The sequence below is a fragment of the Limnohabitans sp. 2KL-51 genome, from assembly GCF_003063645.1.
In the GTDB taxonomy this organism is placed as follows: Bacteria; Pseudomonadota; Gammaproteobacteria; order Burkholderiales; family Burkholderiaceae_C; genus Limnohabitans_A.
Genome location: NZ_NESJ01000006.1, coordinates 122,987 through 141,643, shown reverse-complemented (window position 1 = coordinate 141,643; position 18,657 = coordinate 122,987). Strand labels below are relative to the sequence as shown.

The following is an 18,657-nucleotide window of genomic DNA, read 5'->3' as shown; positions in this document are numbered from 1 at the left end:
AAGAAAATCAATCCATGAAGGCGCCACCGTTGACGGCGATCGACTCACCGGTCACAAAACCGGCATCGTTGGACAAAAGAAAAGCAACGACCCGCGCCACATCCTGTGGCTGCTCAAGGCGACCCATGGGTGTGTCGGCGATCCACTGGCGCTTTACGCTTTCGGGGTCCGTGCCGCGAAGGCTCGACTCCCATTCAAGCTCGCGCACCTGCATAGAGGTGGCTACAAAACCGGGACATACCGCGTTCACCCTAATGCCTAACGGCGCAAGCTCGAAAGCCATCGCTTGAGTGAGCCCGATTGCGCCAAACTTGCTGGCGACATAGTCTGCAAGGAAGGGTGCTCGCCCCTGTTTTCCAGCCATTGAGGCAATGTTTACGATACAGCCCGATTGACGCTTGGCCATAACGCGTGCAGCTGCCTGCCCTGAGAAGAACAGTCCTTTTAGGTTGACGTCCAAAGTGAAGTCATACTGTTTTTCATCGATGTCTAGGAACCGTGCCATTCTGGAAACACCAGCATTCGAGACCCATGCTTCAATCGGTCCGATATCCGATTCGATAGACGAGACCACCTCTTGGCAGGTCGATGCCCGTGTCACATCCAGCTTGCGTGCATGCGCACCAGGCAATCCTGACGCGACAGTCTCGGCGCCAGCTTCGTCCATGTCAGTCACCACGACCGTATAGCCCCGACTCGCCAGTTCGGTGCAGATGGCAGCACCAATTCCTGAGGCACCGCCTGTTACCACCACGATAGATGTCATTCGTTTTCTCCAGTAGTGGCCAGCTGTGTTGACTCATGCTGGGCCGGGCGGCTTTGCGAACCTGTTGTTGTCCACCATTGCTGAAAGTCCCGCAGATCGTTAAGGCGCTGATCACCTTGAGCCATTTCATCCTCTCCAACGATCAGCACCCGTAAGCCTGCTGCGCGCGCTGATCGCGCACCGCTGACGCTGTCTTCCACGGCCCATGCCTCCCGAGCTGGAACCGCCATTGCGGCCAGCGCCCGCAAATAGGGTTCTGCCGCTGGTTTTGGTTGCCCCACATCGTCTAGTGAGACAACGACCTGGAACAAGTCGAGGACACCGATAGTCTTTAAGTTTGCCAGCACGATCGGCCGCTCTGAGTTAGAAACGGCGGCCAACGAGACTCCCAAGCTTGACAGATGTTCGAGGGCCTGACGTGCGCCGGGCAATACACGTACCTCACCTGAATGCTCTAGGTAATACCGGGTAACGGCGCGCCTGAACTCGCCCTCGACGTTACCTGATTGCTGTACGAACTTGCTTTCGAAACGGGTGGCAAGTAAGCGCCAGACATCGCCGATCGCCACCCCGACAAAAGGTGTGTCGCCATATTCCGTGATGTCAACGCCGTGTGCATCGCAGACCGACTGGAGCGCACGCAGGTGCAGAGGCTCGCTGTCGACCAAGGTGCCGTCGACGTCCCAAGCCATGGCGCGCGTGCGGTTCATTGCCTGGCTCCCATCAGTTGGAACAAGGGTTTGAGTACGCTATAAAGTTGATGGTAATCACCATACGCTTGGTCATAAACGCTTCGATTTCTGGGGTCTGGCTCAACGGGTGTGCCCAAAGAAACAAAAGCCTGCGCACCCTGCCAGTTTGTGCTTAGGCCACAGCCAAGCGCCGCCATCCATGCAGCCCCAAGGCAGGAACCAGGGTGGCCAGACAAGGGTTGGACAGGGCGGTCTAGGACGTCGGCAATGATCTGTAGCCACACTGCACTGGCAGAGCCGCCGTCTGAGGCCATGACGCGTGTTGCGGGCATACCTATGTCTGCAAAGACCTCCATGTGGTGGCGAATACCGAAGGCAACCCCTTCAAGCATGCTACGCCACATGTGCCCAGGGCTGTGGTGGAGGCCGAGACCGGTAAATGTGCCCCGCGCCAGCGGGTCGTGAATGGGCGTTTTTTCGCCCAAGAAAAACGGTAGCGTGCGCACACCTTCGCTGCCAGCAGGGATCGAGGCGGCCCAATGATCCAGTTTTTGATGAATAGATGCGCCAGGATGGTCCTGCGCTGCACCACCAAACTGTGAAGCAAACCAATTCAGCAAGGATCCGCTACAGGCCATGCAGCCATTGGGCATGTAAAGTCCCTGCACGGGATGGTAGTCAAGAAACAAGCGCGGATCGGGTCGTGCCTCCTTCGATGCCAGAAGGATATCGCAAGCGCCACCGAGCTTGATCAGCATGTCGCCTGGGCCTTGCACGCCAGCGGCCCATGCTGATCCAACGTGGTCCGCAAGACCTGCCACTACCGGAGTGCCGGCCTGAAGTCCGGTCGCCCTCGCCGCCTCTGGGGTAACCTCGCCGACGACGGCACTGCTGCGCGCAAACGGCGGGACTTGGTCTGATGAAATGTTGCCTGCAGCCACCAGATCCTTGGCAATATGACCTGTTGCAAGATCGACAAACCCCGCCTCAAGCGCCCAGTTTTGCTCTACGTTGCGCGTCCCTGTGAGACGGAAGTTGATGTAATCGTAACTTCCAAACACCGTGCCAATTCGTTCGAAAATCTGAGGTTCGTGGTGTGCGATCCAGCGCAACTTGGCTGCTACCAACTGCTGGTTGATACCATTCCCCGTTCGCCGGGTAAAAGCCGCTTCGTCGAATTCGCGGCGCAGCGAATCTACCTCCTGTGCACAGCGGCCATCGCTTTGCTGGATGCTCGGTCGCAGCAGTTCACCATCTGCATCCAGCAACACGACGGCTGGCACCATGCCTGAAACTCCAACGGCTTTGACCTCGTCAGGTTTGATGCCGGACTTCTCCAGTAGCTCTGCAATGATGGCGCATACGTTGTCCCACCATTGATTGGGATCTTCCTCTGCCCAGCCCGCGTGACGGTGTGAAAGCGAAACGGGTCTGCTGGCCAACGCCAGATGTTCAGACGGCATGCGGATCAAAATGCCGATCGTTGAGGTCGTCCCAATATCAAGGCCGATTACGCATGTCATGGGTAATCACCGCGTCGTCACAGACTGTTGACCCGGTCCATGAACCGCTTGACGCGGTCACCATCTACCGGGTTCCACGTCACGCCATCAACCTTGAAGTGCGTGCCAACGATACAACCATCTGCAAGTGACAGGATGTCCTTGACTGTTTCCAACGTGACGCCGGTATTGGCAAAAACAGGAACCTTGCCTTCTAGCGCTTCTGCTACCCGCTGCAAGTCGGACGTATTTACGCCTTGCCCAGTCAATGCGCCAGAGACTAGGATTCCGTCTGCCAGTGACGAAAAAACTGCACTGCGGGCGCGCAGTTCAATGGGTCGGCGGTCGAGCGAGTCGGCAAATTCGGCATTGATATTGAACAACAGCTTTAGATCGTCGCGACCCACGTTGCGCCTTAGTCTCAGAGCGGTGGCGGCATCAGGCTTCCAGAGGCCCATGTCCGAAGCGAAGACACCCGTGAAGATCTCTCGCACGAATGATGCACCAGTGGCCGCGGCGATCGCCACACTGGCCGTAGGATCCCAAAGCCAGTTCACACCAAAAGGAACGGTCAGCATCGGTTTGACAGCCGTTATCACCGCTGTCATCGCGGCCACGCCTTCGGCGGGTGCCTGCAGTTGGTAGGGCCGGTCGTTCTCGTTGCCAAACATGATTGCGTCAACGCCCCCAGCCTGCAGGCGCTCGACGTCTGCAATAACGCCATCGATCAAACCGTTCATGCCGCGTTTAAAGTCGTACAAAGGGGTTCCAGGCAGAGCACCTATGTGCGCCATGCCTATCACGGCTTTCTTGCGAGAACCAAAAAAATCAAACAGCATTGAAACGTCCTTACTCGCTTAACTTCGAACACATTCGAACACTGTATCACTCTTTTTATGGTTGTACCAGTCGAATGCTGTCGCAGAGAAATTCAGACAAAATGTTTGAGATTGGTGGGCTCAATATGCTTCGAATAGGTCAGTGTTCAAAAGGGATTGAATCATTTGACTGACTAAAAAAGTGGTTTTGCTTGGCCACGGGCTTCACTGCTTTTGCCAGAAAGCCTTTGTATTTGGATTCCATTGCCAGTCAAAACGCTCCAGCATCAGGGCATCCCGACCATCTACCTTCACTCTTGGTAAATCTTCTGAATGATCGTAAGCAGACAACTCTTTTGGAGCTTTCAATCGCAGTCCTTCATATCAGCGCTGAAAATTTCTGCTTTGCCGCCTCTAGCTCTGGCAATAATTTTTCCAAAATGGCGGGGATGTCCATTCGACTGGTGGCTACGGACAAACTGATGGCAGCAATCGTTTGTTCCTTACGGTTCTTGATCGGGACAGCGATCGAACGCAGACCAAGTTCAAGCTCTTGGTCGCACAAGGCGTAACCCTGATGTTTCACCAGTTCGATCTGCCGCATCACATCCGTCACTTGGGTCAAAGTTTTTGCCGTCAGCGCAGGCCGTCGCATTCGATTGAGAATAAAGAGCGCCCAGTCTTTGGGGTGCCCTGCCAGCAGCACACGCCCAGTAGCGCTTGCATAGGCTGGCAAACGGGCGCCAGCACTCAAGCCCACTGAGAGGCTTCTGCGGTGGGTAGCTCTGGCAACGAACACCACGTCTTGTGCAACCAAGACCGCCATGGACGCTGACTCTTTCGTTCGCTCAGCTGTCATCTCCAAAATGGGTTGAGCCAATCGCGTCAACTCATCGCTGACTACAAATGCAGAACCCAGGCGCAAGGTGCGAGCAGCAAGTTGAAATTGACGTCCTTCTTGGTGGGCATAACCCAATTTGCAAAGCGTGTGCAAGGAGCGGCGAACAGATGCCTTGGTGTTGCCCGTTACCTCTGCAATCTTCGTGAGTGTCGCGGATCCTCGCAGTTGGCCAAAGGCTTCAATGATCGCCAGCCCTTTTTCCAATGCAATGACGTAGTCCCTGTCGACGGGTGAGTCAGCGGGCTCGGAGCCTGATTCATTGATTAAGGTCAAAACGCACCCCACATAGTTCGCACAGCGAACATTATGTTCGTATTCATTGATTAAAGTTAATGCGCTGCATAAACTCGATCAGCATTGATCTATACCGTGTTGTGCCCAAGAACCTAAAGAGAAGAGGAAGACATGAACAAGCCATTGAATTTTCCGCGTCGTCACGCATTGGCTGCGTCGTTAGCGCTTTGCCTGAGTGCATTACTGCCCTCCTACACTTTTGCCCAAGCCGACAGCGCCTCTAAGCCCTTGCGCATGGTTGTTCCATTTCCCGCAGGCGGAACTGCTGACGTCCTGCCGCGCATCCTGGCAGACAAAATGCGTGAAGCTTTCCCAGCGGGAATCGTGATTGAAAACCGCACCGGCGCAGGCGGCAATGTGGGTGGTGAATTCGTGGCGCGGGCAGAACCAGACGGCAACACCTTGCTCGCCTCCCCACCTGGTCCCGTGGCGATCAATCACAACCTTTATAAGACCATGTCGTTTGATCCCACCAAGTGGGTGCCCATCACAGTGATTGCCACTGTACCGAACGTGTTGGCAATCTCCAACAAAGTCCCTGTCAACAACCTCACCGAATTCATCGCCTACCTCAAAGCCAATCCAGACAAAGTGTCCTATGCCTCGCAAGGCAACGGGTCTACTTCTCACCTGACAGCCAACTTGTTCATGCAGTTGACGGGCACGCGCATGGTCCACATTCCATACCGCGGCACGGCACCGGCCTTGAATGATCTGGTCAGTGGGCAGGTTGACGTTTTCTTCGACAACATTGCCTCATCAGCTCAATTTCATACCGCTAAGCGCATCAAGGTTCTGGCTGTGGCCGATACCCGGCGCTCGCGAGCCTTACCGGACATCTCCACGTTCAGTGAAATGCGTTTACCTGCCATGCAGGCGGTCACCTTCTTCAGCGTTGTCGCACCGCCCGGTACACCCAGCAGCGTCGCGCGAAGAATTCAAGGCCACCTTGCTGCGGCCATGGCGCTGCCCGATGTTCGCGAAAAGTTCGCAGCCCAAGGCGCTGAGCCTGGCGGACAGACACCTGAGGAGACTGGCGCGTTCATTCAAGCCGAGTCAGCCAAATGGAAAAACGTGATCAGTACGGCCAACGTGACTTTAGATTGACAGCCACCATGCAAGAAAACAAGCCCATCCGATGGCCTGAAAATCTAAGCCGTGTGCCCTATTCGGTTTATGCCGACAAGCAAGTACGGGCGACTGAAGAGAGCCACATTTTTCAAGGTGATACGTGGAACTACCTGTGCCTGGATGTCGAACTGGATGAGCCTGGGAAGTACCGCACCACATTCATCGGTGAGACGCCCGTGGTTGTGGTGCGTGATAACGATGGCGAGGTCTATGCTTTTGAAAACCGCTGCGCCCACCGAGGTGCTCTGATTGCCTTGGAAAAATCAGGCCAAGTTGAAAACTTCCAGTGCGTCTACCACGCTTGGACTTACAACCGGCAAGGCGACTTGACAGGTATTGCCTTTGAAAAAGGGGTTCGGGGCCAGGGCGGGATGCCGGAGCATTTTTGCAAATCCGATCACGGCCCGCGCAAATTACGTGTTGCCGTGTTTTGTGGTTTGGTTTTCGGCAGTTTCAGTGATGATGTGCAGCCGATTGAAGAGTATCTCGGCCCTGAAATTTGTGAAAGGATCGAGCGGGTTTTGCACAAACCCGTTAAGGTCATCGGTCGCTTTACTCAGGCGCTGCCCAACGACTGGAAGCTCTACTGCGAAAACGTGAGGGACAGTTATCACGCCAGCTTGTTGCACATGTTCTTCACCACCTTCGAGATCAACCGCTTGTCCCAAAAAGGCGGAGTCATTGTGGATGAATCAGGCGGCAACCATGTGAGTTTTTCCATGATTGACCCTGCAGCCAAGGATGCCTCTTACAAAGAGCAAGGGCTTCGCTCGGACCACGATCGGTATCGGCTTAAAGACACCAGCTTGTTGGCTGGCTTTGACGAATGGCACGATGGCATCAGCCTGCAAATTTTATCGGTGTTCCCGGGGTTTGTTTTGCAGCAAATTCAAAACTGCCTTGCCGTGAGGCAATTGCTGCCCAAAGGGCATGACCGCAGTGAGCTCAACTGGGTCTATCTAGGCTTTGAAGACGATACGCCCGAGCAGCTCAAAGTGCGACTGAAACAAAGCAATTTGGTGGGGCCTGCCGGCTTTATTTCCATGGAGGATGGTGCCGTTGGCGGTTTTGTGCAAAGAGGCATTGCCGGCGCGCAAGACATGCAGGCGATCGTGGAGATGGGAGGCGATATGGTCGCCACTGGTGAAGGACGCGCAACCGAGACCTCTGTTCGCGGTTTTTGGAAAGCCTACCGGCAGCATATGGGTGTGACCGAATGATCGATTTACTGAGCATCATGGCCTTTCATGCAGCCTATGCGCAAAGCATTGACAGTGACCAATTGGAGTCGTGGCCTGACTTTTTTACGGCGGACGCTTTGTACCGTATCACTCACATTGAAAACGAGCAAGAAAACCTTCCCGCTGGCATTGTGTGGGCAGACTCCCGAGCCATGCTACAAGACCGTGTGGCGGCACTGCGTGAAGCCAACATCTATGAACGCCAGCGGTATCGTCACCTGATCGGTATTCCGCAGCTGCTGTCGGCGAGCGCTGAATCAGCTGAAGCCTCGACGCCCTTCATGGTTGCGCGCATCATGGCCACAGGCGAGACCCAACTGTTTGCCACTGGTGTTTATCGTGACCGTTTCGTGAAAGTCAATGAGCGACTGCTTCTGGCTGAAAGGGTGGCTGTCTGCGACAGCACGGTGACCGATACTTTGATGGCTTTGCCCCTGTGATGACTGGGCTTGACGCACACCATTCATGTGTCGCTTTGACGGCTGGCGACCCCAATGGCGTTGGACCTGAAATAGCACTCAAGGCCTTGGCGGCTCTGACACCTGAGCAGCGCAACAGAGTGACGCTGTTTGGGCCTGTTGAGGTTTTACAGAAAACTGCCAACGTTTTGCATTTGCAAGATGTACTGCACTCCATCACGCTCGTCTCAGCGGGTGAAATGTCTACACAATTTCACGTTCCCGGCAAGGTGGATCCAGTCGCTGGGCGCAGTGCCATCGACAGCGCAACGGCTGCCATCCAGGCTTGCCGCCGTGGTGAATTTGACAGTGTCGTTGCAGGACCCCACCATGAAACAGCCATCGCTCAAGCCGGCATTGCCTTCAGCGGATACCCCAGCCTGGTTGCCAGCGTGTGCGAGCAGGCCAGTGACAGCGTCTTTTTGATGCTGGTTGGAGGCGGCTTGCGCATCGTGCACGTCACTTTGCATGAAAGTGTTGAAATTTCCTTGGGAAGAATGCGAACCGAACTCGTGATCGCTGCCACCCAAGCGGGTGTAATGGCCTGTCAACGCCTGGGTGTCAGCACGCCTCGGGTGGCGCTGTTTGGCATCAACCCCCATGCTTCCGAAGGAACCCTCTTTGGGGAGCATGATGTCAACTGCACGGTCCCTGCTGCGCTCGCGCTGAACCAAACAGGGCTTAGCGTAACTGGCCCCATGGGCGCCGATGTTCTGTTGGCCAACCATGCAACGCAGCCCCATGATCTTTACGTGGCGATGTTTCATGACCAGGGCCACATTCCCATCAAATTGCTCGCACCCCAAGGGGCCAGCGCTTTTTCTATCGGGGCTGATGTCTTGCTGGCGAGTACCGGGCACGGCAGTGCCATGGACATTGCAGGCAAAGGCCAGGCCAAACCCGATGCTTTACTGCGCAGTCTGCGCATGCTGCTGGGCATTGCCTCTGTTTCGCCGAGTACTGCGGCAGTGTCATGAGCCACCTCATTCGAATCGCTGACTCCGAGGTCAGTTTTCCTTGTGAGTCTGACCAATCCATTTTGGATGCAGCGTTGAAAACGGGCGTCCAGATCCCCTACTCCTGCAAAAAAGGTGTTTGTGGCAACTGCGCCGCGAACATTGAAAAGGGAGAATTTCAACGCACACTGATTTGGCCTGATGCCAAGTTGACTGGGCAAGAACTGCTGTGCCAATGCCGCCCACAAAGCGACATGGTGGTCAAACCACCGCAATGGCACCAATCGATCCCAGCAGAGACCAAAAGGGTGCAGGTCAAGGTCTACAGGAATGTGGCAGCAGCCCCCGATGTGAGCTTGTTGCACTTGAGACTTCCGGCAGGCCAGCGGATCAAGTTTCGTGCGGGGCAGTACTTGAACATCGTCTTGCCAGGTGAGCAACGTCGCAGCTACTCGATGGCCAACCCGCCACACGAAAGTGATTCCATTCAACTGCATGTGAGGCATGTGGAGGGGGGGCTTTTCAGCGGGATTGCACACCAATTGAAGCCGGGAGATTTCTTGGATGTGGAGTTGCCATTTGGTCAAGTGCAGCTCTCACAAGATGACCAAAGCCACTTACTCTGCGTCTGTGGTGGAACCGGTTTTGCCCCAGTTAAGTCATTACTTGATGATCTTGCCAAATACAAGTCACAAAGACAGATCACCCTCCTTTGGGGCGCAAAGGACGCTGCTGGTCTTTATATGCTCGACCCAATTGCAAGGTGGAAAAAAAGCTTGCCACACTTCAAATTTCAAGCCGTCGTTGAAACTGAAAGCGATGCGCTGACCCTGGGTGCATTTCACGGACGCGTAGATGTTGCCCTGTTCGCCATGGGGTCAGAGTCAACGGTCAAAGAGGTCTACTGCTGCGGGAGCCCGAATATGGTTGCGGCTGTGAAAAAGGTTTGCCTGAATGATTTGAGCATTCAGGCGGATAAATTGCATGCGGATGTTTTTGTCACGCGCCACGTCACAAGCACTTAGTGACAATCCATCAAGGCTCAATTCTTTTAGGTGCTACTCATCTTTTTTGAGTTCAGCAAACATTAGCGGCATGGTTGGTTTGCCACGCTTCAATTTCTTGATGGTCACGCCCTGCGCTTTGACATTGGCCCGCCGCAAGTTTCTGTCGGTAACGATTAATCAACTGTAATTTTTTCATCCTTGACGATTTTGGCCATGGCAGGAATTTCAGCTTTCAGCCAGCTGCTAAATTGATCAGGCGACATATTGTTTGGCTCAGCCCCCAAAACGACCAAGCGCTCCTTGATGTCTGGCAGTGCCACAATTCGCGCCACTTCAGCATTGAGCTTATCAACAATGGCCTTGGGTGTACCAGCAGGCGCCAACAAACCTTGCCAGCTACCGGTCAGGAAGCCGGGCAGAGTTTCACCAACCGTGGGTGTGTCTCCCAACTGCGCGTTGCGCTTGGCACTGGAGACCGCCAGTAGCTTTATCTTGCCTGATTTGACATGCGGGTAGCTGGCCACCATGCCATTGAAGGTTACATCAATTTGCCCTCCAATCAAGTCGGTCATGGCTTGCGCCCCACCTTTGTAAGGTACATAACCCCATTGAATGCCGCTGCGCTGAGCAAAAATAACCCCTGCTAGGTGGGCCGCACTTCCCATGCCAGCGGCCGCGGCAAAATTAACTTTGCCGTTTTGAGCTTTGGCATAAGCCACCAATTCACTGGTGCTGTTTGCAGGAATTTTGGTGCTGACCAGCAACAGGTGGGGGGAGTAGCCAACCATGGCCACAGGAGCAAAATCGGTCAATACGTTAAAGGGAAGTTTGTAAAGTGCAGGACTGATCACCAGGTTGCCTACATCCATCAAAACCAATGTATAGCCATCTGGAGCAGACTTTGCACCTGCATCGGCACCCAAATTACCGCTGGCGCCGGGACGGTTCTCAACCACCACCGACTGACCCCATCCTTCGGTCATTTTTTGACCTAACAACCTGGCAAGAACGTCCGAAGTTCCACCCGCAGGAAAAGGAACTATGATTTTTATAGGCTTGCTGGGGTAGGCGCCCGCGCTGCTTTGGGCCATAGCAGGCATGGCCAAAGCGAAACAAAGGGCGGTCATGCCGCAAGTGATGAGTTTGAACATAAGACGTCCTAGTTAAGTGGCTTGGCGGATTAGATGGTAGATTTTGTATCAACAGGCAAACAATGACAAAGGGGCAAACCCTCAGACAACAACTCCCAGAAGGCTGGGGTGTGAACTGAATTTGGCAGCGCCCATGCAACGCTAACAATTTTTTGAATGTTGCACCAACAATCTTTTTTAAAACGATCCCAAGGGGAACTTAAACCTGCGGGCCGAGCCGCTCAATGAGGGTTGCCAGTTCGGCATACTCGAATGGCGTTACGTCAGACAGCGGCGGGCGCACTCGGCCTGCGCTGCGTCCGACGATGTCCGCCCCTGCCTTGATCATGCTGACAGCGTAGCCAGGCTGACGCGAGCGAAGTAGTCCGTAAGGCACTAGGAAATCGCGAGTGAACTGTTGTACTGCGGCGTGGTCATCGGCCAAGATTGCCCGATTGAAGGCCATTGCACTTCGGGGGATGAAATTGAAAATCGCCGACGAATAAACTGAAATACCCATTCCAAGGTAGGCTCCTGCAAAGATTTCAGCAGTGGGCATCCCGTTGATATAGGCCAACCTGTCACCAAGCAATGCCTTGATCTTGAGAATTTCTTCGATGTCTCCAACGCCGTCCTTAAATCCGATCAGGTTCGGGCAGTCGTCGGCGATTTGCTGCAGCGTTTCCGCTTTGATGCGCATATTGGCACGGTTATAGACGACCACGCCAAGTCGAGTCGAGCGGCAAACCGCAGTGATGTGGTCCTTCAGGCCTTGCTGGGAGGACTCCGTCAGATAAGGCGGAAGCAGCAGAAGACCGTCAGCGCCAAGTAGCTGCGCCTCACTGGCGAGGGCGATGGCCATCTTGGTGCCGTAACCGGTTGCGGCAATGATCGGCACAGCGTTGCGGGAACTAGCCACGGCCTGAGCCACCACTGCGCAGTATTCGGGGGCTGTCAGCGAGAAGAATTCACCCGCGCCGCCGGCGGCGAAAAGTGCCTGAGCGCCATAGCCGCCGAGCCACTCAATGCGATTGGCAAATGAAGTGGCGTCGAACTCTCCAGCGGCGTCGAAGTCGGTTAAAGGAAACGAGAGCAGCCCTGAGGCCAAACAGCTCTTGAGTGCATCGGGGTTAAGGGTAGTTTTCATTTGGTCTTATTTCTGATCAATATTCAGTCGTGTTGTAGCTTTAGCGTTTGTCTCATGCGATACCTTGTGAGGCAGGTAGAAAGCGGGAAATCACCTAAGAACAGATAAACATTCCGATCACACCAAGGCCAGTATGAACCTTTGATAAAACGACAGCCTGCGTACAAACCCTCGCAAAAAAACTTGCCATTTTTGCTGGAGCCCACTTCATCTGATTTGACATTCAGTGCCGTACAAGTTTATTCAACACACGCCAAGGCGTCCAGATTCTGGATGACCCCTAGCAAAAAACACTGTATTTGAACCATTTGAACCATCAAATTCCACTAGACGCTCAAATACCTAAAAGAAACCCCAGACCCACGACTTCGCTGAGTTTCAATGTCCAAGTGCGTTTTGCAGAGCTTGCATTGTTGCAGAGGGAATTAAATTTTGCTTGTGCGTAACCAGGTACAAGTCGGGGAGATTAATCTTTGGTTGAATTTTGACAATCACTAAATTATTGGCACGCTCTTCTTCTTTGGCTTGGTGCTCACGCATGATGCCAAGCAAGTTGTCATCAAATTGAATCAAACCTTTCATCGTGATGGCAGACATTGACTCAATAACAGGAATGATGTCTGGGCAATCCATTTTTTTGAGTGCATACATTAACTCTTTGGTCATGAGAGCGTCCTTTGGAGGCAAAGCCCATCGGTGCTTAACAGCCTCCGTCCATTTGATGTTTCTTCGCTTTGAGAATGGGTGTTTTATGGAGGCAACGATACAAAGACTGTCGGTGGAAATAGGCTGAAGTTTCAGTGATTTAGTTCGTTCGTCACCCATCATTTCTCTTGAAAAGCTGGTAACCACGCAATCCAATTCATGGTTGATGAGGGCATTGATCAGTTCTTGAGGAGGACTTTCTTGAATCTGAATTCTAAGCAAGGGTTGCTGTTGGATGACGTCAATTACCAGCTTTGGAAAGATACTGGTTGTAGAAAACGAGCCCAACCGCAAAAGACCGCTCGCGCCCTCTCCAATTGAGTTGATTTCTGAGAAACAGCGATCAAGGCTTTGCACCATGTCGCAGGCCTGTTGTATCAAAAGAGCGCCTTTGTCGTTAGGTTGAATGCCAGTTCTGCCTCTTGTAAACAAGGTGGCTTTACTAATGGACTCAATTTCAGAAATCATTTTGCTCACAGCAGGCTGGGTGAGGTTGAGCTTACCTGCAGCTGCGCTCACTGTGGACGCTTCACTGAGATGGCACAGCAACTCTAAATGGCGCATGCGAAGCCTGCGCAACGCTGAAAGCGTATTGGGAGTCATTGGCTTGAATTTGAATTGATCCATCTTGTCACCTGTCCATTCCAAATAGTAATGGATTGATTAAAAATAATCACTATTTATTTGCATGGAGACGCAATAGCATGAGATTTTTCATGTGCCGAGAATCCGATGAGTCCAAAGCAACCTCACATCATTTTCATCATCACTGACCAGCAACGCTATGACACCATCGCTGGCTTGGGATTTCCGCACATGGAGACACCCAACCTGGACAGGCTGATCAAAGAAGGCACTCACTTTACCCAGTGCCATGTTGCTGGGGCATCTTGCGTACCTGCTCGCTCGAGCTTGTTCACTGGTTATTACGCTCATACAACTGGTATCTTAAAAAATGCAGATACATGGCGTCACACTTGGGTGGAAAATCTCGCACAAGTTGGCTACACATGCATCAACGTCGGCAAGATGCACACATGGCCTTTAGACACACCTGCCGGGTACCACCAACGCTATGTTGTAGAAAATAAAGACCGATTTTTGGAAGGTCGATTTTTCTTTGATGACTGGGATCGGTCACTGGCTGCGCGAGGCTTGGTCAAGCAACAAAGAGTTCAGTACCGAGAATTTCCAGACTACCGCGAAAGACTCGGCGCATTTGAATGGCGCTTACCACCTGACTCGCATTCAGATAATTTTGTTGCCGATAGAGCGTGCTGGTGGATTGACACAGCACCCAAAGCAGAGCCCTTGTTTTTACAAATTGGTTTTCCGGGACCTCATCCACCTTACGACCCAACGCCTGACTACTTCAAAAGATACATCGACAAAGATTTACCTATCGCCAAGGTCACGCAAGCAGATTTGGCCGGACAGCCAAAACCGTTTCATGTTCTTCGCGAACACAACGTTGAAATAGACCACGATTCAGTCGTGCACCAACTAGAGCCCAGCGATGATCATCGCCATCGGCAGCGCGCCCATTATTTGGCCAACGTCACCATGATTGACGATGCTGTTGGGATGATCATTGATTCTCTTGATAAGAAGGGCTATCTGGACAATTGCATCATCGTTTTCACGTCGGACCATGGAGACTGTTTAGGAGATCACGGGCACAGTCAAAAGTGGACCATGTACGAGCAAGTGACAAAGGTTCCTATGATTTTGTGGGCACCCGGAAAGATACCAGAGGCCCAAAAATCTGATGCCCTGATTCAAGCGATGGACATCGTTCCATGGTTACTCACTCAGGCACAAGCCAAACACCCCGAAGGCATGGAGGCCGTTTCTGTAGAGCCTTCTTTCAGTGATCCGCATTGGTCTGGACGTGAGGCCGTCTATTGCGAACAAGGTCGTGACAACATTTTGACCGACGTTGAGTTTATGACCATGGTCAGAACCCAACGGTGGAAGCTGGTGCATTTTCTGAATGAAAGTTTTGGTCAACTTTTTGATCTTGAAAATGACCCCGAGGAAACCAACAACCTTTGGTCGTCACCCACTCACACGGCAATTCGTCAAAGCTTGATGGACATGCTGTTGCATTGGCGCATGTCGAGTCAGATCAGGACTCAGAATGTTTTTCGTGACCATCGTTGATCTAAACAGGAGACAAACATGAAACTCAAACAAATGGGTGTTTTATTGGCCCTCTTAGGAGGTGCAATTTTCAGTCAGCCTCTTCTAGCCCAAGACTTCCCCAACAAACCCATACGAATGGTGATTGGTTTTCCACCGGGAGGTGGCATTGATCAGCTTGCACGATTGTTGGCACAAGACATGTCAAGCCAATTAGGGCAGAACGTCATTGTGGACAACAAACCTGGTGCAGGCACAGCGATAGCTTCCACAGAAATCATGCGCGCACCTAGCGACGGCTACACCATTGGCTTGGGAAATGTGGGGCAATTTTCTGTTTTGGAACATATTTCAAAGCAACCAATTGTTGATCTGCCCAGCAAATTAGCGCCCATTGGACAGGTGGGCTATGCCCCTTTAGCGCTTTTTGTGCCAGCCACATTGAATGTCAATTCAACGGCCGAATATTTGAGTTTACTCAAGTCTCAGCCAGATGCCTTTAGCTACGCTTCGGGCGGCAATGGACAAATAACGCATCTTGCTTTTGAAATGTTGAAGTCTGAAGCTCAAGTCAAGATTCAGCACATCCCCTACAAAGGCAGCGGACCTGCACTGATCGATTTGATGGCCGGTAGGGTTGTGGGAATGATTGATGCCCTTGGTGCTGGTATGCCGCATGTCAGAAGCGGCAAATTAAAAGTATTGGCTCTCACTGCTGCAGAACGTGCGCCAGAATTTCAATCCATCCCAACCTTCAGAGAATCTGGTTTGAAAAACTACGTTGTCACGGGCTGGCAGGGCATGGTTGCGCCATTGGGTACGCCGCCAGCCATTGTTCAAAGACTGAACCGCGCTTTGAATGAATCATTGAACAAGAGAGAGGTTCGGGAAAAGATGATAGGTCTGGGCTACTACCCCACACCGTCCACTGCTGATCAGTTTGGTATTTTTATGAAAGCCGAATCAGTGCGGTGGGGTGCACTTTCCAAAGAACTCAAGATTGAAGCAGATTGAGGCTCTGATCAATACTCACTGAGCAACATGATCACCCAGTGCTCACCGTCCCAGCAGGCGTACAGCCTTTGCTCGGCTAGGGGAGAGATCGGAAAATAGAATCCCTTGACGGACATGTTCACGCCAGTTGCCGTCCTGATAGACCAGCAAGTGCCTGCGGCTGATCCCTGATGGCCACCTCAAACTCCCCCATTTGAATTAATCAGGGACAGTGTATCAACGCCTACACCGTTGGCGCCTCTGGGCATAAAGCATGCTACGGCCTTCCTCGTAGGAGGGCCAAGGAGTGAGTGTTTTGAAACCCAACAACGCGCCACCATCATCTGATTGCTTAAGCGCAACACCCCACCGCAGCACGAGATTGCCGTATCGACCGAAAACCATTCGCAGCTGCCACCAGCGCTGGCTCGCAGATAGCTCAAATTCCCCCGGGGTGTCCACCGGCTCAAAAAAACAGGTCAAAAAAGTGACACGTTTAAAGAAATTTCTGTCATCAAGACAGTTGGCGCATGTGCCCAATTGATACCTGAGCAGATATCCGACTTGATGCCAAATCCAGCAGGTCCTTGATCCAAGGGCATTTGTCAATTGAATTTAATCGAAATTTCAATAGACTTCTGAGAATGTCTTATCAAAGCTGAGGTCATCATGTGCAGATGGGTTGCTTATGCGGGTCCAGAGATTTACCTTGAAGACTTGATCTTTCATCAAGAGCATTCCATTGTGCGCCAGAGCCTTGCTGCGAATCAATCTGCGTGGGTCACAAATGGCGATGGTTTCGGCGTTGCTTGGTACAACAACCGCACTACACCAGGTCTGTTCAAAGACATCATGCCGGCCTGGAACGACAGTAACCTGCGCTCCCTTGCGGCACATATACAGACCAAATTATTTTTTGCCCATGTTCGCGCTACGACTGGCACAGCGGTCAACAGAAGCAACTGCCATCCATTTACGTGGCAAAACTGGTCTTTCATGCACAACGGGAAAATTGGCAACTGGCATGACTGTCGAAAGGATGTTGAAGACCTCATCGATCATGTGCACTATCCGCACAGAGAAGGCACCACAGACAGTGAAGCCTTATTTCTAGTGGCGCTGAGCAAGGGTTTGATTCACGATCCAATCAACGCAATGTTAGCTACTTTGCGTGATGTCTCCAAAATCATGGACCAGCACCATGCGGACGAACCCATGCGAATTTCCTGCGCTTTTACCAATGGGAAAGATATTTGGGCCTTTAGGTACTCAAGCGACGACCACTCCCCCAGCATGTACTATGGCGCGCCACATACGCGTGCAAGCGAAAACGGCTTGCACTCCATTACAACCATTGCCTCAGAGCCGTCTGACTCAGATGCAGCTCACTGGTTCAAGGTCGAAGAGCGCAACGGTGTGCATTGGACCCAGGGTGGGTTAGCGCATTTCAAAATTTCAATTTAATGAATTAATAAGTACCAAATAAATTTGGACTGAATTATGCTGAGTACCGAAACAATAAATGGACACTTGTATGGGAAAAGCCGCAGGTGCAATCGGTAAATCATTGGCCGCCTATCTCAGCAAAGAGCTCGAAATCAATGGTACGCAGTGTATGCGGTGATATTGCTCGCTGGCATTTCAGGCGGCGAAGTGATTACCCGCGCCTATCGTCGCTACAAACTCTCACTCGGTGGCGGTTTGTCCAAAGTCGCAGGCAAACTGTTTCGCATCGCACACCTCGGCGATATGAATGAGATGCATTTGATGGCGGCTATCAATGGCGCTGAAATGGCTATGCTTGACTGCGGCGTTGCGCTGCAGCCAGGCAGCGGCTCTGCAGCCGCAGGCAACTACTGGCGACAGCACACCGCCCCCTCTGGCTTGGGTGAGCAGGTCAACCTAAAGGACCAGCATCCAAAAATAGTATTCCAGGACAGAAACTCCCCAGGGGCTGAACTGCGCATACCGGCATTCAACCGCATGGCCCACACCTTCAGCCACATCTTTGCAGGCGGATACGCCACCGGTTATTACTGCTACAAATGGGCCGAGGTGCTGAGCGCCGATGCCTACGCCGCCTTTTAAGAAACCGCCGAAGCCGACGGCACGCCCAGCGTGAAAACCGGACGCCTTTACTGCTGGGCCATTCTGGAAGCGGGCGGCAGCCGCCCGGCGCTGTAATCGTTCAAAGCCTTACGGGTCCGAGAACCGAGCCTGGAAGCCTTGCTGCGGCACCAAGGCATGGTGGCCGTTTGATGGCGGGCAAACGCAGTGTGATGCTGCGATGAAGACTCAAGAAAGTTCTTTGCATTACGAAATTGTCATAAATTAATCAAGAAAGATTTGATAAATTAGGGTTTTGATTTTTATCAGAAATCATGAGTGTTCCAATTTTTCAAAAAAGATAGAGCTTTTGAGACTCAAATTCTGGATGTTTGTCAGGCACGGTTGCTGTAAGTAGTTGATTTATTGAGATAGTTTCAAACATGGTCAAGCTCAAGATTTGTAGGATTTCATGAAGACTGTTGGGCAGATGCATGTGATACATCCGCTTGGCTTGAGCACGCAAATTGACCTCGATGTCGCACAAAGACTCGCGGCGGGTCAACTGAGCAAAGGCCATGGTCAAGAACTGGTCCATGCAGGTGAAGTCTTGAACCTTGTAATCGCCGCGGTGAGTGGCCACGTATCGACGGAAAGTGCTCAGGGGCAGAAACGCCATGAGTTGAGAGAAAACAAGCTTGCCTTGGTTCATTGCGGTCCTTTGCGTG

Annotated in this window: 17 protein-coding genes and 2 pseudogenes; 9 read left to right on the top strand and 10 right to left on the bottom strand. The window is 52.5% G+C overall.

The features are described from left to right. Positions 1 to 7: 7 nt before the first annotated feature. The 6 genes from B9Z49_RS08110 to B9Z49_RS08090 all read right to left on the bottom strand — a co-directional run bounded on the left by B9Z49_RS08110 (position 8) and on the right by B9Z49_RS08090 (position 4,952). On the bottom strand, positions 8 to 766 hold the full coding sequence (locus tag B9Z49_RS08110; protein WP_108352937.1) for an SDR family NAD(P)-dependent oxidoreductase: 759 nt from the start codon (positions 764 to 766) through the stop codon (positions 8 to 10). After that, positions 763 to 1,476: an HAD family phosphatase gene (locus tag B9Z49_RS08105; protein WP_108352936.1), complete on the bottom strand. Its 714-nt coding sequence runs from the start codon at positions 1,474 to 1,476 to the stop codon at positions 763 to 765. Before B9Z49_RS08105 ends, B9Z49_RS08110 begins: the two co-directional genes overlap by 4 nt. Further along, a complete protein-coding gene (locus tag B9Z49_RS08100) occupies positions 1,473 to 2,981 on the bottom strand; it encodes an FGGY-family carbohydrate kinase (protein ID WP_108352935.1) in 1,509 nt (502 codons plus the stop codon). The genes B9Z49_RS08105 and B9Z49_RS08100 overlap by 4 nt, the downstream gene beginning before the upstream one ends. Before the next feature lie 17 nt (positions 2,982 to 2,998). Further along, the gene (locus B9Z49_RS08095; protein WP_108352934.1) at positions 2,999 to 3,799 is read right to left on the bottom strand and encodes a BtpA/SgcQ family protein; all 801 of its coding nucleotides are present in this window, start codon (positions 3,797 to 3,799) and stop codon (positions 2,999 to 3,001) included. A 204-nt stretch (positions 3,800 to 4,003) separates the two neighbouring features. After that, on the bottom strand, positions 4,004 to 4,147 hold the full coding sequence (locus B9Z49_RS21775) for a hypothetical protein (protein WP_158273454.1): 144 nt from the start codon (positions 4,145 to 4,147) through the stop codon (positions 4,004 to 4,006). Between the two features lie 10 nt (positions 4,148 to 4,157). Next, positions 4,158 to 4,952 (bottom strand): IclR family transcriptional regulator C-terminal domain-containing protein, encoded by a 795-nt coding sequence (locus tag B9Z49_RS08090; RefSeq protein WP_233254558.1) that lies wholly within the window; start codon positions 4,950 to 4,952, stop codon positions 4,158 to 4,160. A gap of 132 nt (positions 4,953 to 5,084) precedes the next feature. On the opposite strand from B9Z49_RS08090, the gene B9Z49_RS08085 reads away from it, so the two are divergent. Genes B9Z49_RS08085 through B9Z49_RS08065 form a run of 5 tightly spaced genes read left to right on the top strand, consistent with a single transcriptional unit; the run spans position 5,085 to position 9,784 of the window. Next, positions 5,085 to 6,080, top strand: coding sequence for a tripartite tricarboxylate transporter substrate binding protein (locus B9Z49_RS08085; protein WP_108352933.1), 996 nt, complete (start codon positions 5,085 to 5,087; stop codon positions 6,078 to 6,080). 8 nt (positions 6,081 to 6,088) lie between these two features. Further along, positions 6,089 to 7,324, top strand: coding sequence for an aromatic ring-hydroxylating dioxygenase subunit alpha (locus B9Z49_RS08080; protein WP_108352932.1), 1,236 nt, complete (start codon positions 6,089 to 6,091; stop codon positions 7,322 to 7,324). Next, positions 7,321 to 7,785 carry a nuclear transport factor 2 family protein gene (locus tag B9Z49_RS08075; RefSeq protein WP_108352931.1) on the top strand — a complete coding sequence of 155 codons (465 nt, stop codon included), beginning with the start codon at positions 7,321 to 7,323 and terminating at the stop codon, positions 7,783 to 7,785. The genes B9Z49_RS08080 and B9Z49_RS08075 overlap by 4 nt, the downstream gene beginning before the upstream one ends. Further along, a complete protein-coding gene (locus B9Z49_RS08070) occupies positions 7,785 to 8,780 on the top strand; it encodes a PdxA family protein (protein WP_108352930.1) in 996 nt (331 codons plus the stop codon). Before B9Z49_RS08075 ends, B9Z49_RS08070 begins: the two co-directional genes overlap by 1 nt. Continuing rightward, positions 8,777 to 9,784, top strand: coding sequence for a 2Fe-2S iron-sulfur cluster-binding protein (locus B9Z49_RS08065; protein WP_108352929.1), 1,008 nt, complete (start codon positions 8,777 to 8,779; stop codon positions 9,782 to 9,784). The genes B9Z49_RS08070 and B9Z49_RS08065 overlap by 4 nt, the downstream gene beginning before the upstream one ends. 155 nt (positions 9,785 to 9,939) lie before the next feature. Here the strand turns inward: B9Z49_RS08065 and B9Z49_RS08060 are convergent, their stop codons facing one another. The 3 genes from B9Z49_RS08060 to B9Z49_RS08050 form a co-directional block, all read right to left on the bottom strand. Then, positions 9,940 to 10,917, bottom strand: coding sequence for a tripartite tricarboxylate transporter substrate binding protein (locus B9Z49_RS08060; RefSeq protein WP_108352928.1), 978 nt, complete (start codon positions 10,915 to 10,917; stop codon positions 9,940 to 9,942). A 199-nt stretch (positions 10,918 to 11,116) separates the two neighbouring features. Then, positions 11,117 to 12,043 (bottom strand): 5-dehydro-4-deoxyglucarate dehydratase, encoded by a 927-nt coding sequence (gene kdgD / locus B9Z49_RS08055; protein ID WP_108352927.1) that lies wholly within the window; start codon positions 12,041 to 12,043, stop codon positions 11,117 to 11,119. Between the two features lie 378 nt (positions 12,044 to 12,421). Then, positions 12,422 to 13,375 (bottom strand): LysR family transcriptional regulator, encoded by a 954-nt coding sequence (locus B9Z49_RS08050; protein ID WP_146188503.1) that lies wholly within the window; start codon positions 13,373 to 13,375, stop codon positions 12,422 to 12,424. A gap of 105 nt (positions 13,376 to 13,480) precedes the next feature. Between B9Z49_RS08050 and B9Z49_RS08045 the strand changes: the two genes are divergently transcribed. The 4 genes and pseudogenes from B9Z49_RS08045 to B9Z49_RS08030 form a co-directional block, all read left to right on the top strand. Further along, positions 13,481 to 14,911 carry a sulfatase gene (locus tag B9Z49_RS08045; protein ID WP_108352925.1) on the top strand — a complete coding sequence of 477 codons (1,431 nt, stop codon included), beginning with the start codon at positions 13,481 to 13,483 and terminating at the stop codon, positions 14,909 to 14,911. Between the two features lie 18 nt (positions 14,912 to 14,929). Continuing rightward, entirely contained in the window at positions 14,930 to 15,904 is a 975-nt protein-coding gene (locus tag B9Z49_RS08040; RefSeq protein ID WP_108352924.1) for a tripartite tricarboxylate transporter substrate binding protein, read from the top strand. A gap of 648 nt (positions 15,905 to 16,552) precedes the next feature. Continuing rightward, entirely contained in the window at positions 16,553 to 17,347 is a 795-nt protein-coding gene (locus B9Z49_RS08035) for a class II glutamine amidotransferase (RefSeq protein ID WP_108352923.1), read from the top strand. Between the two features lie 489 nt (positions 17,348 to 17,836). Next, positions 17,837 to 18,142, top strand: a pseudogene (locus tag B9Z49_RS08030) (M3 family metallopeptidase); the annotation flags it as partial. A gap of 280 nt (positions 18,143 to 18,422) precedes the next feature. Here B9Z49_RS08030 and B9Z49_RS08025 read toward each other — a convergent pair. Further along, positions 18,423 to 18,641: pseudogene (locus tag B9Z49_RS08025) on the bottom strand (DUF4372 domain-containing protein); the annotation flags it as partial. Between the last annotated feature and the right edge of the window lie 16 nt (positions 18,642 to 18,657).